The sequence below is a fragment of the Enterococcus faecium genome, from assembly GCF_029023785.1.
GTDB lineage: Bacteria > Bacillota > Bacilli > Lactobacillales > Enterococcaceae > Enterococcus_B > Enterococcus_B faecium.
The window spans coordinates 1,664,892-1,689,000 of the sequence record NZ_CP118955.1; the positions used below are offsets into that span (position 1 = coordinate 1,664,892).

General features: G+C 36.7%; 26 protein-coding genes. 6 read left to right on the forward strand and 20 right to left on the reverse strand.

Annotated elements, in window-relative coordinates; all coding sequences use genetic code 11:
* Positions 1-229: 229 nt before the first annotated feature.
* The 9 genes from dagF to PYW34_RS08105 are packed head-to-tail and all read right to left on the reverse strand — an operon-like array spanning position 230 to position 7,621.
* Positions 230-970 carry a 2-dehydro-3-deoxy-phosphogluconate aldolase gene (dagF, locus tag PYW34_RS08065; protein ID WP_002330231.1) on the reverse strand — a complete coding sequence of 247 codons (741 nt, stop codon included), beginning with the start codon at positions 968-970 and terminating at the stop codon, positions 230-232.
* Between the two features lie 12 nt (positions 971-982).
* Positions 983-2,074, reverse strand: a complete 1,092-nt coding sequence (locus PYW34_RS08070) for a DgaE family pyridoxal phosphate-dependent ammonia lyase (RefSeq protein ID WP_002288304.1) — start codon at positions 2,072-2,074, stop codon at positions 983-985.
* Positions 2,064-3,170, reverse strand: coding sequence for an amidohydrolase/deacetylase family metallohydrolase (locus PYW34_RS08075; RefSeq protein WP_002330232.1), 1,107 nt, complete (start codon positions 3,168-3,170; stop codon positions 2,064-2,066). The genes PYW34_RS08070 and PYW34_RS08075 overlap by 11 nt, the downstream gene beginning before the upstream one ends.
* Before the next feature lie 18 nt (positions 3,171-3,188).
* The gene (locus tag PYW34_RS08080; protein ID WP_002296962.1) at positions 3,189-3,866 is read right to left on the reverse strand and encodes a DUF4310 family protein; all 678 of its coding nucleotides are present in this window, start codon (positions 3,864-3,866) and stop codon (positions 3,189-3,191) included.
* Between the two features lie 10 nt (positions 3,867-3,876).
* Complete coding sequence (locus PYW34_RS08085; protein ID WP_002288309.1) at positions 3,877-4,656, reverse strand: DUF4311 domain-containing protein; 780 nt, start codon at positions 4,654-4,656, stop codon at positions 3,877-3,879.
* A gap of 28 nt (positions 4,657-4,684) precedes the next feature.
* Entirely contained in the window at positions 4,685-5,035 is a 351-nt protein-coding gene (locus PYW34_RS08090) for a DUF4312 family protein (protein ID WP_002330233.1), read from the reverse strand.
* A 15-nt stretch (positions 5,036-5,050) separates the two neighbouring features.
* On the reverse strand, positions 5,051-5,407 hold the full coding sequence (locus PYW34_RS08095) for a glycine-rich SFCGS family protein (protein ID WP_002288314.1): 357 nt from the start codon (positions 5,405-5,407) through the stop codon (positions 5,051-5,053).
* A gap of 19 nt (positions 5,408-5,426) precedes the next feature.
* The gene (locus PYW34_RS08100) at positions 5,427-5,759 is read right to left on the reverse strand and encodes a PRD domain-containing protein (protein ID WP_002291790.1); all 333 of its coding nucleotides are present in this window, start codon (positions 5,757-5,759) and stop codon (positions 5,427-5,429) included.
* Positions 5,759-7,621, reverse strand: coding sequence for a BglG family transcription antiterminator (locus PYW34_RS08105; protein ID WP_002334339.1), 1,863 nt, complete (start codon positions 7,619-7,621; stop codon positions 5,759-5,761). The genes PYW34_RS08100 and PYW34_RS08105 overlap by 1 nt, the downstream gene beginning before the upstream one ends.
* A 307-nt stretch (positions 7,622-7,928) precedes the next feature.
* On the opposite strand from PYW34_RS08105, the gene PYW34_RS08110 reads away from it, so the two are divergent.
* The 4 genes from PYW34_RS08110 (at position 7,929) to PYW34_RS08125 (ending at position 11,198) form a co-directional block, all read left to right on the forward strand.
* Complete coding sequence (locus PYW34_RS08110) at positions 7,929-8,882, forward strand: IS30 family transposase (protein ID WP_000222572.1); 954 nt, start codon at positions 7,929-7,931, stop codon at positions 8,880-8,882.
* 564 nt (positions 8,883-9,446) lie between these two features.
* Positions 9,447-10,208 carry a formate/nitrite transporter family protein gene (locus PYW34_RS08115; protein ID WP_002295324.1) on the forward strand — a complete coding sequence of 254 codons (762 nt, stop codon included), beginning with the start codon at positions 9,447-9,449 and terminating at the stop codon, positions 10,206-10,208.
* A gap of 227 nt (positions 10,209-10,435) precedes the next feature.
* Positions 10,436-10,630, forward strand: coding sequence for a hypothetical protein (locus PYW34_RS08120; RefSeq protein WP_002289063.1), 195 nt, complete (start codon positions 10,436-10,438; stop codon positions 10,628-10,630).
* A gap of 268 nt (positions 10,631-10,898) precedes the next feature.
* Entirely contained in the window at positions 10,899-11,198 is a 300-nt protein-coding gene (locus PYW34_RS08125; RefSeq protein ID WP_002289065.1) for a hypothetical protein, read from the forward strand.
* Positions 11,199-11,294: 96 nt separating this feature from the next.
* On the opposite strand, the gene PYW34_RS08130 is transcribed toward PYW34_RS08125, so the two are convergent.
* The 8 genes from PYW34_RS08130 to ulaG form a co-directional block, all read right to left on the reverse strand.
* Positions 11,295-11,729 (reverse strand): GNAT family N-acetyltransferase, encoded by a 435-nt coding sequence (locus tag PYW34_RS08130; RefSeq protein ID WP_002289050.1) that lies wholly within the window; start codon positions 11,727-11,729, stop codon positions 11,295-11,297.
* Between the two features lie 231 nt (positions 11,730-11,960).
* Positions 11,961-12,671, reverse strand: a complete 711-nt coding sequence (locus PYW34_RS08135) for an L-ribulose-5-phosphate 4-epimerase (protein ID WP_002295327.1) — start codon at positions 12,669-12,671, stop codon at positions 11,961-11,963.
* Positions 12,661-13,521, reverse strand: coding sequence for an L-ribulose-5-phosphate 3-epimerase (locus PYW34_RS08140; protein WP_002289048.1), 861 nt, complete (start codon positions 13,519-13,521; stop codon positions 12,661-12,663). Before PYW34_RS08140 ends, PYW34_RS08135 begins: the two co-directional genes overlap by 11 nt.
* A 4-nt stretch (positions 13,522-13,525) precedes the next feature.
* Entirely contained in the window at positions 13,526-14,164 is a 639-nt protein-coding gene (locus tag PYW34_RS08145; protein ID WP_002288832.1) for a 3-keto-L-gulonate-6-phosphate decarboxylase UlaD, read from the reverse strand.
* 14 nt (positions 14,165-14,178) lie between these two features.
* Positions 14,179-14,478, reverse strand: coding sequence for a PTS sugar transporter subunit IIB (locus PYW34_RS08150; RefSeq protein ID WP_002288830.1), 300 nt, complete (start codon positions 14,476-14,478; stop codon positions 14,179-14,181).
* Positions 14,479-14,520: 42 nt separating this feature from the next.
* Positions 14,521-16,005 carry a PTS ascorbate transporter subunit IIC gene (locus PYW34_RS08155; protein WP_002288827.1) on the reverse strand — a complete coding sequence of 495 codons (1,485 nt, stop codon included), beginning with the start codon at positions 16,003-16,005 and terminating at the stop codon, positions 14,521-14,523.
* 19 nt (positions 16,006-16,024) lie between these two features.
* Positions 16,025-16,486: a PTS sugar transporter subunit IIA gene (locus PYW34_RS08160; protein ID WP_002295331.1), complete on the reverse strand. Its 462-nt coding sequence runs from the start codon at positions 16,484-16,486 to the stop codon at positions 16,025-16,027.
* Positions 16,487-16,503: 17 nt separating this feature from the next.
* Positions 16,504-17,571, reverse strand: a complete 1,068-nt coding sequence (gene ulaG, locus PYW34_RS08165; RefSeq protein WP_002333224.1) for an L-ascorbate 6-phosphate lactonase — start codon at positions 17,569-17,571, stop codon at positions 16,504-16,506.
* A gap of 217 nt (positions 17,572-17,788) precedes the next feature.
* Between ulaG and PYW34_RS08170 the strand changes: the two genes are divergently transcribed.
* Positions 17,789-18,559, forward strand: a complete 771-nt coding sequence (locus PYW34_RS08170) for a DeoR/GlpR family DNA-binding transcription regulator (RefSeq protein WP_002288823.1) — start codon at positions 17,789-17,791, stop codon at positions 18,557-18,559.
* Positions 18,560-18,831: 272 nt separating this feature from the next.
* Here the strand turns inward: PYW34_RS08170 and PYW34_RS08175 are convergent, their stop codons facing one another.
* Entirely contained in the window at positions 18,832-19,659 is an 828-nt protein-coding gene (locus PYW34_RS08175) for a helix-turn-helix domain-containing protein (protein WP_002288821.1), read from the reverse strand.
* Between the two features lie 567 nt (positions 19,660-20,226).
* Between PYW34_RS08175 and PYW34_RS08180 the strand changes: the two genes are divergently transcribed.
* On the forward strand, positions 20,227-21,462 hold the full coding sequence (locus tag PYW34_RS08180; protein ID WP_002288819.1) for a glycosyltransferase: 1,236 nt from the start codon (positions 20,227-20,229) through the stop codon (positions 21,460-21,462).
* 998 nt (positions 21,463-22,460) lie between these two features.
* On the opposite strand, the gene PYW34_RS08185 is transcribed toward PYW34_RS08180, so the two are convergent.
* Both PYW34_RS08185 and PYW34_RS08190 read right to left on the reverse strand, forming a co-directional pair.
* Positions 22,461-22,721: a diacylglycerol kinase gene (locus PYW34_RS08185; RefSeq protein WP_002295336.1), complete on the reverse strand. Its 261-nt coding sequence runs from the start codon at positions 22,719-22,721 to the stop codon at positions 22,461-22,463.
* Positions 22,722-22,747: 26 nt separating this feature from the next.
* A complete protein-coding gene (locus PYW34_RS08190; protein ID WP_002333223.1) occupies positions 22,748-24,049 on the reverse strand; it encodes a PTS sugar transporter subunit IIC in 1,302 nt (433 codons plus the stop codon).
* Positions 24,050-24,109 lie beyond the last annotated feature (60 nt).

Genomic DNA, 24,109 nt, shown 5'->3' on the forward strand with positions numbered 1-24,109 from the left:
AAAATGATTCCGTAATAACTGAAATTCTTGGAATAAATAGAAATTTCGCTAAAAAAATTGATATACGATTTATTATGTTGAATAAAATAATATTGGAAAATCTTACATTTCTGTACTTCTGCTTACGTACATCTAAATTATTATCTACATTAACAATTTCCGTAATTAATTATAAAAAGCTTATTCCATTTAATTTCATTCTGGAATAAGCTTCTTATTTTCTAATGAGTTAGTGAATAATTTTTTTTACCATGCTTAATAGTATCTTTACGTCTCCTATACGCGTATCTCCTGTTTCTTTATCTATAATTGAACTATAAACATGAGGAATCACTTTTTTTACACCTGCATCGATTGCAATTTTCAGAATTTCTTCAAAGTTTGAAAGATCAATTCCTCCTGTTGGCTCTAAATAGAATTCATATTTTGCGCAAGCTTCCGCAACTGCTTTAAATTCTTCCCTATGTGCTAAGCCTTTCATCGGGAAATACTTGATTGAAGTACCTCCCATGTCTTGCAGCATTTGAATGGCAGTTTCAATAGGCACTTCAGCTGCTGGCGCTTGTGAACTTAACGGACCTGTAGCAATATTGACATAGCCGATCTTACCTGTTGGTGAAACCAATCCATTGATGACTGTATCATTTTGGCCCAATAAAGCACGAGAAGTCCCCACGCCAGTAAATACTTGATTGACATGTTGTGGTTGTAAAACCCCAGATAAACGCGAAACTATCTGACTTTGGTTTGGATCTCCAGCGCCTAATCCAACTGACAACGCATTATTGGTTGCGTCTTGGTACCTTTTCATATCTTCGATTGCTGCTTCATCGCTAGCATAATTTTTCGATAGCACACCTAGCACGACATGCCCTTCCGCTGCTTCATAGCATGCTTTTGCATTTTCAACTGAATGAGCTAATACATTTAAACATACACGATTTTTATAATAATTTGGGATAACTGACAATTTAAAAGCCTCCTACATGATTTCTCTCAATCTTTTTATAATTTTTTCCATTTCGTTTTGGCTGACGGAACGAATGTCGAACTCAATGATTCCGTTATTTGCTTGATATTCTCGGGTGTAGACTGCTGGATTTCGTGCTTTTAATTCCTGAATGACTTCTTTCGCACTTTTATCGCCATTAATCGTTACACTTGCTCGATAAATATCTCTGCCGGCACCATCTTGAACTATTTTCGCTGAAAGGTCAGGAAGTTGATTGATTGCGTTAACAAAAGGCGCTAATCGTTGCTTCATGGAGTCACCGGATTCGCTCCCATTTTTTAAATAATCTTCTAGTGCCTGGGTAAAGCCTAAAATATTATCTTTACCGATTTTCATTGCTCGGCCAATACCTTTAGACTGTAGCCGAATCCATTGAATATACTTCTTTTTTCCTATGACCAGTCCGGCACTCGGACCTTCGATTGCTTTTGCACCAGAGTAAATCACTAAGTCAACGCCCATTTCGCTATATTTGAATAAATCTTCTTCCGCAGCTGCATCAACGATCAATGGCAAACGATGAGCTTTGGCAACTTCTACCATTTCTGCCACCGTCAGCATACTTTTCTGAACTGCATGATGACTTTTAATATATAGAAGCGCAGCAGTTTTTTCCGTAATCATCATGGAAACATGTTCCGGTGTACACATATTTGCATAGCCAGCTTCTATGACTTTTCCTCCACCTTGAGCAACCATTACTTCAACCGGTGTCCCATAATCTACATTATGTCCCTTAGGTATGATGATTTCCCGTCTAGCGATTTTTTCTGTATAGGGATGATAGACATGGTACATGTCGCCTTGTCCGATTAAAGCAGCAACAGATTGAGCAATCCCTGCTGAAGCAGAAGAAACGATTTGCGCATCTTCCACTTTCAGTAATTGAGAAAGATAAGCGCCGGTTTTGATGGCAAGATCACTCATCTCAAAAAAATGCTCGCCTCCAAATCGTTGTGCTGCTAGGACACTTTCAGATACCTTAGAAACCCCTAGGATCGTCATTTTTCCCGATGCATTAATGACTTCTTTTAAATCAAACTTTCCATAGCTAATTGTCATATATGACGCCTCCAATAATTGTTTTAATCGGTAAAATTTGTTCTTTAGCTATACGTGTAAATCCGTTGGAATCTTTCAATTCCTTTTCATTTTCAACAATCTCAAATATCGTCAAATCTGCATCATAATTGACAGCTAACTGGCCCTTATTCTTCAAATGAAAATTCCGTGCAGGAACTGCTGTAACTTTTTCAATGATTTCTTCCCAAGAATAGCCGACTACCCTCAATTTTTCTAAAGTAGTTGCTAGATCAAAAACTGGGCCATTTGTACGATTGCGGATGTAGATATCCGTACTAATAGAGGTAGCTTTCATTCCTGCTTTTAGTGCGGTTTCTGCCACATGGAAATTAAAGCTATCCGTCCCATGTCCAATATCAAAGACAACACCATTATTGTAAGCATCCCAGACAAAGTTTTTAATTTGATCTGTCTTTGGATCTAAAATACCGTTTGGTTTTCCATTAAAACAATGGGTCAATACATCGCCTCTTTCCATTCTTGACAATACTTCTTCTAACTCAGGAGGTGCAGAACCGATATGAACCATCAATGGCAGATCATTGTTTTCTGACTGGATTTTTTTAGCTAATTCTAATGGCTTAATGCCATTTTCACCAACAACTGTCTTACTCATTCTCGCTTTGATCCCGACAATAAATTCCGGCAGTTCTGCTAACGCAGTACTTACTAGATCTTCTTGAATCTTTGTTAGATCAGCAAGTTCATCTTGTTTGACAATGCCCCATTTAGAGATATTCATTAGCGCATACACATTTGTCTTGACCGATTTCGTCAATTGATAAAATTCACGGATGTTTTCTGCTCCCGTAGTTCCAGCATCAATGACCGTCGTCACACCTTTTTCGACCCCTATCTGATCAGGATAGTCATAATAAAGACTCATCTTTTCATAGCAGTGGACATGATCATCGATCCACCCAGCGGATAAATAATACTTTCCCTCCAAGTCAACTACTTCTTGCGCCGGCTGATTTATTTCTGCTGCAACTGCTTTAATCATGCCTTTTTCTATAGCGACCTCTATTTTAGATCCATCAACCAACCTTCCATTTTTAATCAAAGTATCAAACATTTAATGACCCTCTTTCTATTAATTTACTGCCGGGAAGATTGCTCCTAAAATCATTGCTCCTAAAATAGCACCTCCAGCAATTGGTTTTTTCCAAGCATAGAATCCTAGTGCTCCTAATGTAGCGCCAATGCCGATTGGAATAGATGCTGCACACGCGCTTAATATAATTAATGGACCCAAAAAACGTCCAGATGAATTTCCTGCCCCCATCATGACGTCAGCACCAAAAGTGGAATTTGATTGATTGATCGTAAATTTACGAATCAAGACAATGATGCCACCAACAATCAAACCTAGAACCAAACCAGTCAATAAAGAGAGTGCAAAATTATCGATTGGTGCCGCTATTTTCATACTTAAGAGAATTGCTGGTACCCCAATTCCGATCCCAGTTAGGATCGAACCGCCTAAGTCCAAGATCCCAACTAAAGAGCCTTCTAAAATTCTGGCAAATAAGAAACTAGCACCAAACGCTGCCGCTGCGCCATAGGATCCGCCATCCAGCCCGGCTTTTAACATCGCCACGATCGAAACTTCATTGAATGCACCCACACCATACATCACATACATGTGTGTTCCTGCAAATACAGCAGCGGACATAATTCCTACGATTAGCGGAAAAGACCAGTCTGCAAACCAAAAGCTCTTTTGCCGCTTTGCTTCTAATACTTTTGCTTGTTCTTCTGTTGTCTCCATGATTCTCCTCCTATTTCACACTAAAGATGTTGTGCAAGTTATCAAGCCAATTAGGCACTTGAAGCTGGAAGCTCTTGATCATTTCCATATCAAATCCACGGAAAAATCCACTGAAAATAAATAATAAAACAATAGCGATCATCATGCTCTTCGTGACGCGATTCCAACCGCTCTCATCGACGCCTTTACCAATCAAGATTCCTAGAACAACACCAGGTACCGCATTTCCCATAATCAATTGCGCGATACCACCAAAAAGAGTGCCCCAAAAACCAGTTCGTTTCCCTGCGTCTAAAGCTGCCAACCAAAAAATAACTGGCATTACTGTATTGATCAGAATCGTCGCTGCTGGTACCAAAACGGAAACCGCCGTCACTTGTAACGCCTCTGGAATTGCTGCAGCTGTTGTGTTTAAGAAGGCTACCACCACTGCCCCGATAACCGCTCCAATGATCCCCATTTTTTTCGGATCATGCATGGTCTGGGTGACATCTTTGTTTTTTGCTAGAAGTGCTGCCGCTGCCCAATTGGGAATGATTCGATGCGTCACATCTTGTGTGAATGCACCAGCACCAACTGAAGAAGCCCATGCATTAAAGAAAAAGCCTAAACCAAATGAAAAATGAGAAGCTGGATCACCCATGCAGGCATTCATTTCGCCTAATGTTCTAAAAGCTCCTAAACCTTGTGTATTAGGTGCATGAAACATTCGAGCTGCCCCGACAGATGCTGCAAAACCAAGTAATCCCCCGATAATGACCGATTTGACTAGAATGATTACGAAATCCACGTTATTCTTTCCCCCTTATGATTCAAAATTAGATTTTTTTAGTTACAAATGGAATGGCAATCCCATTTGGATCTTCAATCATTTGCTGGCTGAACGATATGTCTGCCAATTTTATTTCTGTTACAGCCACAGTAACAGAGAGTTCGACTTCATAGCTAATACGTTGCCGTGGGAAGAAGAAAAATAGAAAGCGTTCTGTGTATTTGTTTTCGACCGCCTTTAAAATATCCACATTGACTGGTTCGATTCGCAATAATACGTTTGATTGTTCCATTATTTTGTTTTGAATTTCTGCTAACGCTGATGCAAAAGCATGTTGCTTTGTTTCCCCTTTACCGGAGACGATAACTTTTTGCTGAATTGTCTTTTGAACGCTCATTTCATGTCCCTCTTTCTATTTTCCATGCTTTTTGATAAATTCTTCTGTCAGACGTTTCCCTAATTCCTCTTGATCCATAAAGCCGAAACCTAGAACAGTTTTGCCATCCTTGATAGCTGTGATCCCTTCTTCAATCGAACGCATACCATGTCGTTCTGGATAGCCATATTTTGTTGCTGCTGTTAATGCACCTGCACCACCACTACCACAAAAAGAGATACCCATATCTGCATGCTCTTGTTGCATCACATCGCCCAAACGCATATCTGCCCCCATTCCTGGTACGACAACTGCTTTTCCACCAGCTGCTTCTACCCCTTTGGCCACATTTTGTCCTTTACCCATACGGTCTGCAATAACTACTTTAATCATGATTGTTTCCTCCTAAATATTAATTATTTTTTGCTGTTTCAAAATGAATCGACAAAACATATATTTCATCATCGGTTAAATTACCGATACTTCTAACTATTTCATCAGAAATAGTTATGGCTTCTTTGGATACTTCTTTGAACAAATCCCGATCGACTACGGGAATCGTTTCCTTTCTTTGAGAACGTTTCAGCATCTCATTCAAGTGATTAATTAGAATGGTCCACTGCAACTCGGTTGGTACAATAGCATGTTCTACTAATCGCTCTTCAATTAGATCAATCACTTGTTTTAACTTTTCCCGATTTTGACTTTCCTCGATAATTTTTAAAGCCTCGTCTGACATTTTCACTAACTTGACGCTCCTTCTTTTATATATGAGAATAATGCACTGATTTCTGACTGATTGATTCCTAAATTATTTTCTGCAAAAACTGCTTCGATTTTTCCTACCAGTGTTCCTTTGTCTAAAATAATCTGGTCTGCTTGACGACCTTCTGCCATATATTGTTGATCAAATGTGATACGATGAACCATTAAGAATACATGAAGCAAAAAAGCTTCTCGATATTCTTGGATCAATTCTGCTTCCAAAATGACAAGTAAACGTTCATAAATCGTATAAGCTTTCAAAATCAATTCCTTGCTAAAGTCTTCTAAAGTATCTTTATTGATGGACGTTTCTCTAAGATTCAAGTTATGCCTTTCCTGCTGATTGGAAGAAGCAAGTATTTTTTTTATTATTTGTTGAATTTTTTTCAAGTCCTGTTCAGTGGGTAATGGATGGACTTTGATGAAAGGACGATCGATGCCATTGATTGGAAAAATACTAATCACCAAATCAGGATCTTTGGTGGCAATCATTTCTTGCGCATTCAATACTGAAGCAAATGCTACGATAGTGATATTATTTAATTCTTCATTGATCTTTTGCTTGATCAGACTAGTCACACCCAACCCTGTTGAACAAATGTAGACGGCTCTAACGCTTCGTAGATCTTCTTCTCTTTCGTAGGAAACCAAAAAGTGTAAGGCAATATATGCCACGAAAGAATCATTGATCAGAATATTTTGTTCACTTATTTCTTGTCGAACTGCTTGCTTGATCGCATCAAATAATTCCGGGTATTTCTGCTTGATATCTTCTTTAAAAGGATTATATTCATTGACAAATTTTTTCTTTCTCGATAATCGCATGGATAAATGAGCATACAGATTCGTCAACAATTGTGGATCTTGATAAAAAGAATGGTTGATTGCTTTACTTACTTTATAAATCACATTCTCAACTAGTTTCATGACGTCTTGCTGGTGAATCGTGTCGAATGTATCACTATAGATATAATGATATTCATCCTCGAACAGTGGCAACTGATAATAATCAAAGACCTGCTGCATGACGCGATAAGAAAGATCGTTTTTGTCTAATTCTTGTTCAGCAACCAATTGATAACGACCAATCGTAGCCTCTTTGCGTAAGCGAACGGTAGCAATTGTCACTCGAATCAGAATATTTAGTAATTCCGCGTAATTCAGTTTCTCTAGATTTTCAAATTCCAGTAAGTGCCGCATTCGAATGATTACTTGATTAAATACCTCTTGGATAGGTGTAGCAGTAGCAGAATACATTTCAAAGTATTCAGTCTCACCGCCATTCAATAACAATGACATTAATTTATAAATGTCATAATCCGTGAACTCTTTTTGAAGAATCTCTTCAATCGTTAATCGAACTAGACGTTCTTCTCCTGTGATCCAAAAACCCTTTCGCGCCTGACGATTCAAGGTCAATCCTTCCTTAAGAAAATTATTTTCCAGCACATCTAAATCATTCATGATCGTATCTTTGCTGACATCTAATGCGTTGGCCATTTTCATTCCAGTAATAGCTTCTTTTGTTACTAAAAGCATAATTAGTAAACGTTTGATTCGGAGACTTTGATCTGCAAATATTTCAAAACGATTAACATCCATCAATTCGCTTTTTAATTTGATTCGATCAGAGCTACTAATATTCATCCAAATTCCCTGACTACGTTTGCTATATAGGACTTGCTTCCGCTCATTCAGCCACTCTCTTATATCATCTAGATCGTATTTTATCGTCCGAACACTAACATTTTCTTTTTCAGCCAACTTTTTGATTGTTACCGGTTCAGACATTTCCACCAAGTAAATCAAAAGCTGCCTTTCTCTTTTTGTTAGCTGCTGCATTATCATCTCTCCTTACATTGCTAATATAAGCGTTTTCTAAACTAACGACAATATGAAATGTTTGCACTTAACTAAGTGCAACTTATAGCTTTTTAACTAATACTACAGAGTTTATCTATTATAAAGACGACTACATGTACTGTTAAAAAGCGTTTTTTATTGCACTAAGTCGTAATATAAATAATCAAACGCTTTTTCAAATTTTTTAAATCGCCGTTTGTATAATTAAGCGAGACAAATAAAAAAGCCATTTATGTTACACTCAAATTGTAATACCCGCTAAAGCATACAAGGAGAGTGAACATAAATGACTTATACCCATCTTACACCAAACGAGCTTGTAATGATAGAAGCATATTTTCATCAAGAAACTCCGGTTGCTATCGTTGCGAAGCAGCTTAAACGTGGACGCCAAACAATTTACAATGTCTATAACTTTCTCAAATGTGGTGGAACAGCACTTGAATACTTTGAACAATACAAAGAAAATAAGCGACGTTGTGGGAGAACCGAAATCATTTTTCCTGCTGAGGAAAAAGAATACATTGAAAAAAGATCAACTGAAGGTTGGACCCCAGACGTCATTATTGGCCGTGCAGAGCGAACCTTCTCTTGTTCAGTAAGTACCCTCTATCGCCGGTTTAAGACGGGAGAATTCAATGTTTTACATTTACCGATGCAAGGAAAACGAAAACCAAATGGTTATAAGGAAAAACGTGGAAAACAGGCATTCAAAAGAAATATTTCTGAACGTAAAAAAGATTATGTCGTTTTCGAAGAAGAATTTGGACATTTAGAGGGTGATACGATTGTCGGCATCCACCATAAAAGTGCCGTCATCACACTCGTTGAGCGACTTTCAAAAGCCATTATCGCCTTGAAACCAGAAGGCCGTAAGGCAGTTGATATTGAAAATTCGATTAATGAATGGCTTCAATCCGTACCCAAAAATCTTTTCAAATCAATTACCTTTGATTGTGGAAAAGAATTCTCTAATTGGAAAAGTATTAGTAATACGAATGATATTGATATTTATTTCGCAGACCCAGGAACGCCTTCCCAACGGGGATTAAATGAACATTCAAACGGACTCCTCCGAAAAGATGGACTACCAAAAGAAATGGAATTCAACCAAGTCAATCAAGGATTCATCTCATCCGTTGCGTCTAAAAGAAACCATATCCCTAGAAAATCACTAAATTACCAAACACCATTAGAAGTTTTTTTGAGTTACGTAAATGGAAAGTTTTGTCTCGCTTAATTTGACAAATAATAAACAAAAAACAATAGCACTAAACAGACCAAAATAGTTATGACTCTCAACGCGGGAGTAAACAGCAATGCTATCATTAAATTAGCAAGTTCACTGACGATTGAGGAATTTGATTCGTATAATACAAATAAAGGTTCTGCAAATAAATTCACATGTCTATAAACAAATTCTGTAAATAAATATACGGTTAAGCCTAAACCAATTATGGTGATATTTTTTTTAGATTTTGACATTTTTTCTCTCCTATAATAATTTTTTCAGTTATTCATTTCCTTTTTTATAAAAAATGTAGATTGTTTTGAAGTAATAATATGCTGTAGTTTCAAGAAAATTTACAGGAAATTTGATAACTGATATTATTTACTTTTTGACCACCATATACATGACTTTTATTTTTGTTTCTTTTTTAGAATCAAATGTGATTAAATAGAAAATTTTACAATAATATGCACATATAAATAATAAGATGATATAATCAACAAAGAAAATGTGATTTTTTTCACTATATTTTATCACATGAAAATTCATTAAGAAAGTAGGAATCGAAGTATTATGCACACACCAGAAGAAATTATGGAACTCAGTATTCATCTTGGAACAAAAAAAATACATAAACCTATCTTAGCTAAACTGATTTTAGGTTTTATCGGAGGAGCCATGATTTCTCTAGGTTATTTGGCATACGTACGAGTCTCTGCTTCTATCCCAGAATCTATGGCTAGCTTGACTAGTTTAGTTGGTGCCTCGGTTTTTCCTATCGGCCTGCTGGTCATCCTTCTTGGCGGTGGTGAATTGATCACCGGAAATATGATGGCTGTGGCGATTGCCTTTATGGATAAAAAAGTCACATTCTCACAGCTGGTTAAGAATTGGTCAGTGATTACTTTTGCAAATATTATTGGTGCAATTTTCGTTGCCTATTTCTTTGGACACTTTGTTGGTTTAACTCATTCAGGTGTCTATCTCGACCAAGTGATTCATATTGCTGATCATAAAATCGCTGTTTCTTGGTGGCAAGCATTAGGCTCCGGAATAGGTTGTAATTGGTTTGTCGGTTTAGCGTTATGGTTATCATATGGAGCAAAAGATGCGGCCGGCAAAGTACTAACGATTTGGTTTCCAGTCATGATTTTTGTGGCAATCGGTTTCCAGCATAGTGTGGCCAACTGTTTTGTGATACCTGCTGCCATATTTGAAGGTCAAGCGACTTGGTTAGAATTTCTCTCGAATTTTATCCCCGTTTATATTGGAAATATCATCGGCGGAGCTATTTTTGTTTCAGGTTTTTATTACGTTAGTTATAAGCATCATTAAGATTGAAGGTAATGTTCATTCGAGCATTACCTTCAATCTCTTTATATACTATTTATATTTTAAGAACAATAGCCTTTTATTATATATATTATTCAAATTAGTTATATCGAGTGAAAAAAACTTTCAAATTGATTCTTTTTATTTATCATAAAGATATAGATACATAATCATTTTCACTTACATATATTTGAATATTAACTAAAAACAGCAAGAAAGAAGAGGATCAAATGTATTATGTAGAAGTAAAAACAAAAGGCGTCAAAAACAAACAATATGTGAAAGGTATCAGTAACGAATATCCTTTACTTGGTTCATGGAAAGAAGCTGCTCCTTTTTCCAAACCATGTGCCATAAAAATAAAGAACGAGCTAGAAAAAGAACTGACTTGTGGCAAAGCTGTTGTAGATATCATCGAAAAGTAAATCCAATGTATAGAAAGGAAGATCACACATGAAAAGCGACGTACAAATTGCTAAGATTATAGAATTAGAAGAAGAAGACGCAGTGTTGACAATTGAAAAAAAATAAATGTTTGTATACCATATGATTATTTCAATATGTATCCTGGAATTGGAGATCTCGTAGAGCTATATCAAGATGAATCAAATATACTTGTCATTCATCATGAAATATAGAGACTTATAAAATTGTTTATTTTTATAATGTATCAGTATAGAAAGGAAATAAAACATGGATTATACTGTTGAATTTGACAGTGAACTACTTAAGCAATTTCCACAAGAAGAACATTTCATGTATAAAGAAGCAATTTCCCACAAAGTGACAGAGTATTTGGAGCATAATTTTTTTCGTATAAAGCCAGTGCGTACTCGTTCGGCAAAAGGAATATACGAGATGAAAGTCAAAATTAATAAAAAAAATTATCGCATAGCATTTGCTTTAAAAAAAAATCATGTGTTCATTTTTTATATTAGTTCGAATTTGCAAAAAATTGTATTTGATAAAGAGGTGAGTAAAAAAATAAAATAGCTGAGCATTGGAGGATAGATTGAGTGATACTAAGTCTATCCTCTTGTTTTTCTAAAGAACTAAGCTAGAATTTTTTCTTTTGTACGTTATTATATGTTATTTGTCATTACCAAAAAGCACCTTTTTTCTTCTAGTATCTATGACATAAGAAATACCACCCATTTCCTTTACTTGAACAAATCCTACTGATTCATAAAATTTTTTTGTTTTCTCAGTATCATCTGTCAATAATTCGATTTGGACTGGTCCATAACTAGTGATCTTCTCCAAAGCTTCATTCAAAAGCACTTTGCCTATTCCTTGGCGCTGATACCTCGGATGAATGAGGATATCTTGAATAAATGCGATCGTCGCAAAATCAGTGATCCAACGAACGATTCCGATAATCTTCCCTTCCCCATTACGCTTTATCAGAGATTCAGATTGTTCAAATGCTCTAGCTAACCTTGCAGTGTCTTTTGTGTAATTCGTCCAACCAACGCTCTTATATAATTCAGAAATCTCATCGATCATAAGGGAATCAATATTCATTTTTTTCTTCCTTTCTTATACAATTCTCCCTCTAATAATACAGTTCTTTGACTATTTAATCTATCACATATAACTCTCCTGTAAAGATTCTCTCGATTCCTTAAAATTCCTCTTTCCTTTTAGAATGCATCCTTTTTGATAAATAAAAAGGTTGTGATAAATTTTCTTCACAACCTCTGTTTCTCTCTATCAAGTGTTATCTTTTAATTTTCTACCCTTACCCTAGCATCTCTATTGCCCGTAGTATGCATACTTTCCATGTTTGCGAAAATAATGTTTATCTAGTAAATATTGCGGGATTTCACATATATTGGGGTTGATCAGCTCGTTTTCTTTGGCCATCAGACAAATTTCATCTAAGATCAAACTGTTTTCTACTGCTTTCATAGGTGAATCCCCCCATGTGAACGGTCCATGTCCATAGACAAGTACTCCAGGGACTTCGTTTGGATCTAATTTTCTTTCCTTAAACGTCTCGACAATCACATTCCCTGTATGAACTTCGTAAGCTTCTCTTACTTCTTCTTTCGTTAATTGGCGTGTACAAGGAACCTTACCATAAAAAGCATCAGCATGAGTCGTGCCATAAGCTGGCAAATCGCGTCCTGCTTGCGCCCACATGACGGAGTGCGTGGAATGAGTATGAGTAATAGCAGTTATATCTTCAAAAGTTTGATACAAAACAACATGTGTGGGGAGATCTGAAGATGGTTTTAAGCTATCTTCTTCTATTATATTTCCCGACAAATCTGTTACCACCATTTGATCTGCTTGCATGCATTCATATCTGACACCGCTTGGCTTAATGACGATGACTCCTAGCTCACGGTCCACTTCACTCACATTGCCCCAAGTCAATTTGACTAATCCGTATCGCGGCAATGCCAGATTTGCTTCAAGGACACGTTGCTTCATTGCTGCAATTTTTTCTTCACAAGACATCATAGCCAGCCTCCTTCAATTTAGAACTTAAGTAGTCTTTTGCCTGCTGGATTTCTCTTCGAAAGTCTTGGCTTTTTTCACTCCACATTTCAATCAGAAATGTTCCATCATAATCTAGACGTTTCAAATGTCTTAATAATCCAAGAAAATCAACACAACCGCTACCAAAAGGAACATCACGAAACTGGCCTGAATATTCTTTTGTTACAGGGTAAGTATCTTTTAAGTGGATAGCAGTGATATAATCGATCCCTTTCTCAAGTTCTCGAGCCGGATTATTTTCCGGCCATGCGGACAAATTGCCTAGGTCTGGATATACTTGTAGAAAAGGTGAATGAATCTGTTCTTTGATTTCTAAAAATTTTGAAATGGAGTTCATAAATGGATCATCCATGATTTCCACGGAAAGAATGATGCCATATTTAGAAGCTTCCTTTACGCTTTCTTTTATTCCTTCGATAAAGTCTTCTCTGGAATTCATTGATTTCTCTTCATAATAAACATCGTATCCAGCTATTTGGATTACTTTGACGCTTAGATTATGCGCCAAATGGATTGCTTTTTTCATTAGTTGTTTCGCTGCTTTTTTCTTTTCTGGATCAGCAGAACCAAACGGAAATCGCCGATGCGCACTTAAACAAATCGAATGGATACGTACACCGGAGCTGAACATCTCTTCTCTCAGCTCAGCTATCTTTTCTTCAGACCAATCTAATCGTGCTAACCGCTCATCCGTCTCATCAATCGACATCTCGATAAAATCGAAGTCCATTTCTTTTACAAGGGAAAAACGTTCTTTCCATGAAATATCTTTGGGTAACGCTTTTTCATAAATCCCAATTTGAGCCATTTCCTTACCCCCAGATACGAATGATCTCATCTTTGAAGTTTTGTGCGGCCTTCATCGGATCATTTGCTGCTGTAATACCACGACCAGTGATAAAGGTATACACATCGATCCCTTCAAATAAGTGTAATGTGTGTGGATTTAATCCACCAGTTACAGAAACATTAAAGCCTAGTTCAATCAGTTTTTTGATCTTCGATAAATCTTTTTCACCCCAAGTTTCACCAGATAACAGCGCATCACGGCTTTGATGGTAGATTACCTGCCGGATACCGATGTTATGCCAATCCATGGCTTGTTCAAAAGTCCAATTGCCGTAGAGTTCTACTTGCAATTCACCTATTTCTTTTTGTGCTGCCTCCATAGTTGGAATCGTTGCACAACAAATGACTGTCATCCAGTCTGCTCCTGCTTTTGCAACATTACTCGCCACTGTTCCTCCAGCGTCTGCACATTTCGTATCAGCGACTAGTTTTTTATCTGGGAACATACTGCGAATACAGCGAATCGCTTTTTGTCCTTCCTGTAAGCAAAGAATTGTGCCCACTTCAATAATATCTACTACATCACCAACTTTCATAACATCTCCTAATGCATGTTCTAAGTCATTGTGATCTAACGCAATTTGCAAATTCGGCCTGCTCATCTTAGTTCCTTCCTTTACTTGTTTTTTTGGTACCACTTTGTTTCAGCAAATTTTTCACTGATTTCTTTGACTGACATCACATTTTTGATACCGATAACTGTAACTCCTTTTTTCTCTGCCTGAGTAAACATATTCAAAAAATTGACTGGCGTAAAAACTACATCGTATTGGCCAGCTGAACTTTTTCCCTCTGAAATGGCACAATGATGGATTTTGGTAATTGGTACGTTTAGTTCTTTCATTGCTTTTTCCACACTTCTCATCATCATCAAGCTTGTTCCTGATCCATTTGCACACGATACTAAAATTCTCATCTTAATCCCTCCATTATGAGTGTTGTCTAATCAGATTTTCTTTTATACTCTCTGCTTTTCTGCATATGTGTCATAGTCTTCTACAATCAAAAAATAACCATCAGGATTTTTCCGATATTGTAACTGCGGAATAGCCAATAAACCAATGACAACTACGGCAATTCCAGCATAACCTAGGACTTTCATGATTACTGTAAACAATGGCCAAGCTGTTGCCCAGTCGAACATCCCGATATAACCACCGTATGTTGACATCCCAATCCATGTAGCGAATAATGCTGAACCGCCTACTTGTATGATTCCTGAAAGAAACGGGAACAGGCAAGCGGCTTTGAATCCACCTCGGTTATTGGCATAAACTGCTATAACGGCATTATCAAAGAACAACGGAATGAAACCGGCTATGACGATCGTTGGTGATTTCAATAAAATCAGTAAACCAATCATCAAAAACTGTCCCAAAGCACCAAACAAGAACCCAATCGTTACCGCATTTGGCGAACCAAAGCCAAAAGTAGCAGCTACGTCAATTCCTGGAACAGCTCCTGGTAAAATCGTGTTTGAGATTCCTTGGAAAGATTGAGTTAGTTCATCGACGAATGTCCGAACACCTAATTGCAAGATCGCCAGATATACCGCAAAATTTAAAGAAGTCGTCATAATGTAGAATAAGAAACTCTGCCCTTCTTGCATGAATTGCGCTTGAATCAAATAATCTTTGCCTAGTACAATCAGAATGATCCCAAAGAAAAATAGCATGAGTAACGAAGTAGCAACCATATTCTCATTGAAAATCGACAAGAATCCTGGTAATTTGATATCTTCAATTTTTTTGTCTTGCTTGATTGATCTATTTTTCTTTTCATCCCGCTTTTTCATCCACTCAGCTAATTTTGCAAATATAAAGATTCCGAACATTTGCTGATGTGCCACTGCAAATCCGGCACCTTCTGTCAATTCCTGCGTGATTCCTACTGTTAAGTTAGAAGCTACTGCCCAATAACAACCTAAAATCAGTCCCATAAAAATCAATACTTGTATCCTACCTAGATCAGGAAAGCAAAACAGTAAAATCCAAAAAGCGGTAGCTGCTTGTTGAACCTGAACGTTTCCGGTAGTGAAAACGGAACGCAGTTTCGTATATTTCTGAAAACGGACTAATAAGATATTTAAAACAAATGCAATCAGTAATAAAATCATCACATCTCCAAAGGTACGGCCAAATGTCTCCATTAATCCAGCATCCACAGCATTTTGTCCAAAATAAGGATCTGTAACCATGGCATCCAAATTGAACCGTTCCTTTAGTCCAACCAAGATTGGCCGAAAATTATTGACCAAACCACCAGAGCCAACAGTCAAAATAAAGTAACCGACCGTTGCCTTTAAGAATCCAGCGATGCATTCATGAAGCGGGCGTTTCAGCAAAATATAGCCTAATAACACGATAAAACCAATCAGGTATGCTGGCTGCGTCAAGATATTTGTTGCAAAATACGTCCAAATGCTTAACAAAAATTCCCCCATCTTTTTTCTCCTCTATCAATTAATTATATTCTGCCATCACAACTTGGTAATCATCGATGGAGTTCGTAGAGATGAGACGCTCAACCAATCCATCTGTCATTAATAATTCGGATAATTTTTGGATATTTTCTAGATGTTCTTCTGGATCTTTTGCTGCGAGTGTAAAAAACAAACTAGCCGTTTTCTCCTCATTCTCCCCTTCACTTTCAAAACGGATTGGCTGTTTCAACTTGGTAAATGAAATAGCTGTTCCAAAAACACCATCACTTTTTTCTGAAGAATGCGGCATTGCTACTTGAGGTGCGATCACAATATAAGGACCGTATTTTTCTACACAATGGATGATCTCCTCCACATACGTTTCATCAATAATTTCCTTATCGATCAATACAAGACAGCTTTCGGCGATAGCTTCACGCCAATCCGTGATTTCTTTATCTGGGTAATGAATCAATTGATGGTCAAAAAAGTATTTCAGCAAGAAACTCCCCTTCTTTCTTATAAAAACGACGGAAACGGTGTATCATTTTCAATCGAGAAGACATCTTCAAATCCTCGATAAAAATTAAACTCAAGATCATCTTTGTTTGTCGGATAGATGAATTTCCCGCCTACTTGCCAGATATAAGGTTTAAATCCATACTTCAGGCGATCCTTTTTGAATTTCCAAATTTCAATGATCTCTTTTGGATCAGCCATAAAATTAGACCAAATATCGTAGTGGACAGGAATCACTACTTTTGCATTCAATGACTCCGCCATGCGCAGCATATCAACAGAAGTAACTTTGTCTGTTATCCCTCGTGGGTTTTCACCATAGGCCCCTAAACAGACATCGATTTTGTGTTCATTACCATGTTTGGCAAATAAATTGGAGTAATGTGAATCTCCTGCATGATAAAGATTCCCTCCTGATGTTTCGAATAAATAGTTTACTGCAATTTGATCCATCTCCTGAGGCATTTTTCCTTTTAATACCTCTTCTGGATCTTCACAAGTGACCAACGCTGTCCGATCAAACGCTTCTAAAGCTACTACATTGATGTCTTTGATTTTGACTGCATCACCTGGCTTTACTGTAATCGTTTTTTCTTCAGGAATTCCCCATTTTTGCCACGTGCGAACCACTTCTTTTGGCCCAATGAATGTTGCTTCAGGACAATTTTGATGAACTGCTGCGGCTGTATGGATATCTAGATGATCGGAATGGATATGTGTAACGATTAAAGCGTCTACATTTTTTATCGCAAAAGGATCGATTACGAAAGGCTGAGTACGTAAATTAGGCTGCATATTTTGAACGCCACTCATACGCATCATCTGATGGCCTTTTTTCATCATGCCATTCCCATGACTACGTTTTCCCGTCCCACACCATAGATCACATAAAATATTCGTTCCTTCATGACTTTTCAGCCAAATTCCCGTACAGCCCAGCCACCACATAGCAAAAGTTCCAGGATCCACTACTTCTGTTTCGATTTCTTCATTCAAGTATGTGCCCCACTCAGGAAATGTTTCTACTAACCACTTTTCTTTTGTTACTTCATTGACAGTTTTACTCATTTGCTTGCTCCCCCCATATCGTTGTTCCAACTTACAAGTAAATATTAATGTGTATCAGCATCCATGAAAACCCTTTTATATGACCGTTTGTTTTTTATATGATTTTCTTTCAGTAATCAATGATTGTTTCAGTATAATAAAGAAAGATATGAATGTTTAAATGAACAACTAGTCAAATAAATCCATGGATCAAGATGTCCCTCAGGAGGCAAAAGTCATGAAAAACTCACTTGTCAATATTGAAAAACGTCAAAAAGAAATTTTGGAACTGCTTCAGCAGACTGAACAACTATCAACTTTCGAATTAGCTGAATCCCTTGATGTATCTATTAGTACGATACGAAGAGATTTAAATTTATTAGAAGAAAAAAACGAGATCATACGCAATTACGGTTATTGTTCTTATAATTACAAAAACCAGACTGATTTTGATCAATCTGGTCCTGAAAGGATTAAACAAGCGATTGCCAGAGAAGCTAGTAAATACATTAACGATTATGATACGCTGTTTATCAATTCTAGCTCGACTGCGTTGAAAACACTGGATTTTCTTCAATCTAACCATTTGACAGTCATTACAAACAACGTGAAAATCAATTACTCTCCGCACAAAGATAATTGTAGTTATATTTTAACTGGTGGAGAGATGCGCTTTCCAAAAGAAGCACTAGTGGGCGACATCGCATTAAATACGATTTCTTCAGTCAATGCAGACATTTGTATCATTGGCTGTAGCGGAGTCGATGTAGTACATGGGGTCACAACAAAGATATTAAATGAATCAACGATCAACGAAATGATGGTCAACAAGACAATCAAATGTAAGATTTTAGTCGCTGATCATCGAAAAATCGGACTGACATCAAAGTTCAAGATTGCTGATATTTCAGTCTTTGATTATTTGATCACTGATAAATTTTGTTCTGAAAAAGTATTAGAGGAGATCAGAAATACGGGGATAAAAACCATTCAAGTAGATTCATTTTAAGAACCAGGACGTAAATATGTAAATAGGATTATCAAAAAAATGAATAACAAATTTATCGATAAATGAAAAACACGCTACGCTCAAATTGATAAAGGAATCCCAAGATGTATCCATCCAATCGATACCATCATAATCTATTGCTTCTTTTATAACCGTTATATGTTGCCTAAATAGGAATCAAACAATATCGAAAAAAGGAGGTATGACAAAAGTCACACCTCCTTTTTTCGAATAAACGGTATTCAAATCAGAACACTGATTTCACAACCACTTTATTTCAGGTCGTTTTCAATCACCTTTACCGCGTAATCATTTCCGTTGAAACGCGCTATTTTTTTTGCGTCCATATATCTTTCTAAATAATCATCTTCTCCTAATTGCTTATGGCAAGAAGCAATTTCATAAAGCAAGTATTCCAATGCATAAGTCGATTTATGTTTCTTATTATACTCAATACCCTTCTCACATAATTGGATTGCTTTATCATAATCCTCGATTTTACGGTAATAGGTGGCGATATCATAATATACAATGCAGACCATCAGATTATCAAAATCAGTCTCACTCAATATTTTAAGTGTACGCTCCACATAAACTTTCGCAAAATCTAATTCTCCTTTTGACAAGTAGATCATTGCCACGTTTGCAGCTGCTTGTAAGTGATGGATATCTGTTTCGGTCGTTTGTTCCAACACTTGATTAAAATAAAATAATGCTGCATCTGGTTTTTTCGCATAAAGATGATCAAGCAGTCCTTGATAAAATAAAATTTGATTTAAAAGATCAGAATTACTTACTTTTTCCTGATCGATCGTTTGTAAAATTTTATAAGATTCTTGGTATTTTGATACAGAATTCAATGATTGAATCTCATTTATTTTTTTCCTGATTTTGTCTTCTTCTGTTTCTACTAATATATCGGAGATCTCGACATTCAGCTTTTTGCAAAGCGCACTTAAGATATTGATGCCTGGCGACATATTCTTGTTTTCGATATTGCTGACAGTTGCTTGTTCACAAATGCCTTCTGCTAATTGTACTTGTGTTAACCCCTTTTTCTTTCGGTATTCTTTTAGTAATGCTCCATCTACTTTAATCAAAACAATTTCCTTCCCTTTAAAAAATTATTTCTCCTTTATATCATACACAAAAAAAAGTTCTAAACAACCAAAAATGTTTAGAACAGAATAAAAATTTTAATTTTAAAATAATATTCAAATTAAACAACTGGCGTATCTGCTCCTTGATTTCTTTTTGTGTTATCTGAATAATTATCGTTTACAGTTATAACACATAGTGAAAATTGTCATGGCGAGAAAGTCTAAGAATATTTTTAAACATAACTATTTCTTTCTTACGTGTGTATAATGACGACAGCACACCTATCAATTAATATAATTATTTTATTTTTTTATGTTCTCATGTTTATTTTTAATGACACAACTTCTCGTATTTATCTGGCACAACATATAAATCGATCAAAAAATTGTTGCGTGTTTTTTTGAAAATTGGAGTTTCAACTTGATTACAAAATTTAAATTTAGAAGTTGTGAAAACAGCGAGAGACAGTTTAATATTCAAAATATACATAGGCTACTCGAACGCTGTGTCTTTTAGTATACTAGTAAGAAACGAAGGGATAGACTCATTCCAATAAGGAGGATTTCATGAAGACAATTCTTTTTGCTCCTGCAGTATTCAATTTAGCTGAGACAACACGAATGATTGAGGTTGCCAAAGCTATGAAAGACCGTTATTACTGTGTATTCTTTGGCTTTTCTAAAACTTTTGCTCCTTTGATCACAGAAAGTGGCTTTGAGTATCATTTACTAGCGCCGATCCTTACGAAAAAACAAGAAGAACAAATCATAAAATTTGACCAGTTGCGTACACTTAAAAACCCTTTTACCAAAGAAATGGTTGCCTCTCGTATCACTAGTGAACAGAGTCTGATTGCTAAGTTTGAGCCTCGACTGATTGTGACAGGTTCGAATGTGACAATTTTTTTATCGGCCCGCAATAAAAAGATTCCTTTAGTATATGTTAAACCCTATGCTTTGAGTGAACCTTTTTTTCAATCAGAGCATGCGCTGATGCCCCACGAGTTACGTTTCTTCGGCCCTTTAAGCAATCCCCTTTGGCACTGGACAAAAAAGCGTATAGTAAATACCCGATGGATCCCCAATGCCTTCAAACACGCTGCACAAAAAGAAATGCTTCCTTTACCAAAAACAAGTTTACAAATGATGGATGCTGATCTAAATCTCATCACAACGCCTAAACTATTTTTGGAAGAAGAACAGCTGCCGGAAAATTATCGAATCGTTGGTCCAATTTTTGCTAAGCTCAGTACTTCCTTGCCTGAAGAAGTGCTAACTTTTATACAGCGAAAGCAACAAGAAAGAAAACGTATTATCTATTTCGCAATGGGTAGTTCAGGCAATCCGCGTATGTTACGCAAAATTTTGTTCTTCTTACAAAAACAACCGGATCTAGCGGTTATTGCACCTATTGACTATCTGCTTGATGACATTCAATCTGACTCAGAAGATCTTTTAATAACAGAATATCTGTCTAGTCATCTTTTGCATGAATTCATTGATTTTTCTTTTATCCACGGCGGGGAAGGGACCGTCCAAACTGCCTGTGAATCCGGCAAACCGTTTATCGGTGTGGGGATGCAATTTGAGCAAAGCTGTAATATTGACTATTGTGTAAAATACGGAAACGCAATCGCCCTCACAAAACCAGTGACTGAAAGAAAACTGCAGATTGCTCTGCGCGAAGTTTCTTCACCCAAGATTCGTCAGCAGGCACGCACGCTGCAAGCCGTTTTTCCAATAAATGGTCCACAACAAGCAATTCAAGAAATCGAAACCTTCCTGAGCAACCACCCAATATAGTTTCAAGTAGAAAAAGCTTTTTTAATAGAGACTCATCAGTAATTTCGCTATTCGAGACCCAGACAGTGAAAATACAAAAAAAGTAAATAGTGGATTGAAAAGTTAGAGTTACTTAAATTACGGTGTCTAAAAAACACAAAATCATCCTTAAAATAAAAGATCTGACGCTATCCAAATGAGCATAGGTAGCGTCTGCCATTTATTCTTAGTCAAATTCTTTGACACCTTTCTCTGGTTGGATCATCTCAACGTTTCTTCAAAAGAAAGACCATAATAATTAGGCAAATACATTTTCTTAAAATGTGTCATATAGATCTAGAAGCATCGCTTTGTAGAGATTTGTGCCGCTAGTCCCCTCAACAATTACTAAATCAAATGTAGGATTTACCACTTTATCTTTGATAATCAACCTCCCTCTTCTGTTGAGACAATGATCTCGCAATCCGATGCATACTCCTATATAAACTGCCAGCAATCCCCACATATTGAGTAGATCATGTCAGAATGTTCTATGTCGTCAGCAACGATACACTAAAAGTCACGTTCACCATGACTGATTGCTATTCCCAGCACAATTATTTCTATACACGTTTCATGATTTGAATAAACACTCACATCATACATATTACCATTCATACACCATACTGCAGCCCCTACTATATGGTTGTAAGCTCCCAAATCTATATTTGACTTGATCACTTTGGTAGTAGATCTACTAATTCTAAATCCATTGCTGATAAAATTTCCATTTTTTCCTCCTTCTTTCTGCCAAAACAGTTAAAACAATAATAATCTTTATGTAAAAAAGGGCTGTGACAAAAGCCTTGTCACAGTCCCATATTCCGAATAAACGGTGGTCAAAAGCTTGCATCTGCGGTAATAAGTTCAACCAAACGAAAAATAAGCCAACATTTCACAAAAATTTAAGAAGCAATTTTCGTAAATTTCTTCTTATTTCTTGAAGCTAACCACTTCTGTTACAACCACTTTTAGAACATTTAAAGCTTCGATGTGACAAACCATCTATGCTGCTCGATCATAAAATTGATAGCAAAAATTCCACAAAGTACATATGTCCCCCATGAAAACAAAACATTCATATGCGGTACAATGATCTTTGGAAGAATCACGATCAAAAATGATGCCAGTGCCCAAATCCATCGATTGATTTGAATATGATATGTAGCTAGCATATTCAATATAAGGTGACTAGCCGTTAATAAAAAGATAAAAACAAAAAATAAAATCAGCCAATACATTGTTTCCCACCTTCTAAAAACCAAACTTAGACAGTCTGGACTTCGTTTTCTCCACGACTTTGTTCATCTGACAGCATCTTTTTATCATAAGCTTTTACAAATGGATAATAGATAATAAATGCTATCAATGTGTTGATCATGATCAAGATAACAACACGCCAGTCATTTCCTGCTGAAAGATAACCGCCGATTGGAGCTGGTAATGTCCATGTTGGCAAAACAGTAAATCTATTGACCATTTCTAATTTGACTGCAAAATAACTGATAATAGTCAAAACTAAAGGAACTAAGTTGAACGGGATGAACATGTAAGGATTCAACATCATAGGAGCTCCAAAAATCATGGGCTCATTGATATTGAAGATACCAGGAATAATAGAAAAACGACCAACCTCTTTCAAGAATTTTGATTTACAGAAGAATATAAACAAAACAGATACCACGATCGTTGCTCCTGCACCACCAATTGTTACCGTCCATTGATAAAACTGTTCAGGAGCGATATAGGGTAATTGGGTGGCAGCTGTACCATCTGCCAATGCCTTTGCATTCTCATCCAACATGATCAGCCACATTGGACGAACAACAGCCCCTACAATACTCATGCCATGGATACCAAATGACCACAACAAATGGATCAAAAACATTGGTAGTAAAACACCAAGCAAATTATTCCCTAAAATATTGGTTAAAGGCTCGAATAACGATAATAAGGCAGCGTTTACATCAAAGCCCGCGACGCTTCGAATCAGCCAAGTAATTGTTAAAATGACTGCACCTGGAATCAATGCCTCAAAACTACGGGCAACAGCAGGTGGCACTTGTTCTGGCATTTTGATAGTAATATTTCGATTTTTAAAGAAACGATATACTTCCACTGCAAAAATCATAGATAAGATCCCCGCAAACATCCCAGATGCTCCCAAAGAACTCATAGGTAAGACCCAGCCAAGAGGTGCCTCTTCAGGATTTAAAACGTTTACAGGAACTTGTAACATAAAGAACGTTCCTAAAGATAATATACCACCTGTCACACTATCTAATCCATATGATTTAGCTAGATCCGAACCCATAACAAAAGTTGCATAAATAGCCATCAATCCCATCGTCATCCTAAAGGGTAAAACAATCGTTGCCGAATAAGGGGCAATAAATTCATTCCATCCAGGAAACGGTAAATTGATAAAGACCATAAAAAATGTCCCAATCAAAATCAATGACAATGTTGAAACAACCCCATTACGAATTGCTAATAAATGACGCTGTGTACCAATTTTTGCCATTGGTGGGACAAGTTTCTCTTCGACCCATTTCATCAGCTTTTCCACTAAAACCACTCCTTTTCAATAAAATATGAACCATTCATTGCATGACAACGCAAAGAATGT

What these genes read in the sequence shown, in the direction of transcription:
- PYW34_RS08120 (WP_002289063.1), top strand. Translation starts at nt 10,436, where the DNA reads ATGTATTATGTAGAAGTAAAAACAAAAGGCGTCAAAAACAAACAATAT.
- PYW34_RS08110 (WP_000222572.1), top strand. Translation starts at nt 7,929, where the DNA reads ATGACTTATACCCATCTTACACCAAACGAGCTTGTAATGATAGAAGCA.
- PYW34_RS08080 (WP_002296962.1), bottom strand. Translation starts at nt 3,866, where the DNA reads ATGGAGACAACAGAAGAACAAGCAAAAGTATTAGAAGCAAAGCGGCAA.
- PYW34_RS08075 (WP_002330232.1), bottom strand. Translation starts at nt 3,170, where the DNA reads ATGTTTGATACTTTGATTAAAAATGGAAGGTTGGTTGATGGATCTAAA.
- PYW34_RS08135 (WP_002295327.1), bottom strand. Translation starts at nt 12,671, where the DNA reads ATGTCTTGTGAAGAAAAAATTGCAGCAATGAAGCAACGTGTCCTTGAA.
- PYW34_RS08170 (WP_002288823.1), top strand. Translation starts at nt 17,789, where the DNA reads ATGAAAAACTCACTTGTCAATATTGAAAAACGTCAAAAAGAAATTTTG.
- ulaG (WP_002333224.1), bottom strand. Translation starts at nt 17,571, where the DNA reads ATGAGTAAAACTGTCAATGAAGTAACAAAAGAAAAGTGGTTAGTAGAA.
- PYW34_RS08145 (WP_002288832.1), bottom strand. Translation starts at nt 14,164, where the DNA reads ATGAGCAGGCCGAATTTGCAAATTGCGTTAGATCACAATGACTTAGAA.
- PYW34_RS08150 (WP_002288830.1), bottom strand. Translation starts at nt 14,478, where the DNA reads ATGAGAATTTTAGTATCGTGTGCAAATGGATCAGGAACAAGCTTGATG.
- PYW34_RS08140 (WP_002289048.1), bottom strand. Translation starts at nt 13,521, where the DNA reads ATGGCTCAAATTGGGATTTATGAAAAAGCGTTACCCAAAGATATTTCA.
- PYW34_RS08155 (WP_002288827.1), bottom strand. Translation starts at nt 16,005, where the DNA reads ATGGGGGAATTTTTGTTAAGCATTTGGACGTATTTTGCAACAAATATC.
- PYW34_RS08125 (WP_002289065.1), top strand. Translation starts at nt 10,899, where the DNA reads ATGGATTATACTGTTGAATTTGACAGTGAACTACTTAAGCAATTTCCA.
- PYW34_RS08115 (WP_002295324.1), top strand. Translation starts at nt 9,447, where the DNA reads ATGCACACACCAGAAGAAATTATGGAACTCAGTATTCATCTTGGAACA.
- PYW34_RS08090 (WP_002330233.1), bottom strand. Translation starts at nt 5,035, where the DNA reads ATGAGCGTTCAAAAGACAATTCAGCAAAAAGTTATCGTCTCCGGTAAA.
- PYW34_RS08105 (WP_002334339.1), bottom strand. Translation starts at nt 7,621, where the DNA reads ATGCAGCAGCTAACAAAAAGAGAAAGGCAGCTTTTGATTTACTTGGTG.
- PYW34_RS08095 (WP_002288314.1), bottom strand. Translation starts at nt 5,407, where the DNA reads ATGATTAAAGTAGTTATTGCAGACCGTATGGGTAAAGGACAAAATGTG.
- PYW34_RS08185 (WP_002295336.1), bottom strand. Translation starts at nt 22,721, where the DNA reads ATGTATTGGCTGATTTTATTTTTTGTTTTTATCTTTTTATTAACGGCT.
- PYW34_RS08070 (WP_002288304.1), bottom strand. Translation starts at nt 2,074, where the DNA reads ATGACAATTAGCTATGGAAAGTTTGATTTAAAAGAAGTCATTAATGCA.
- PYW34_RS08180 (WP_002288819.1), top strand. Translation starts at nt 20,227, where the DNA reads ATGAAGACAATTCTTTTTGCTCCTGCAGTATTCAATTTAGCTGAGACA.
- PYW34_RS08130 (WP_002289050.1), bottom strand. Translation starts at nt 11,729, where the DNA reads ATGAATATTGATTCCCTTATGATCGATGAGATTTCTGAATTATATAAG.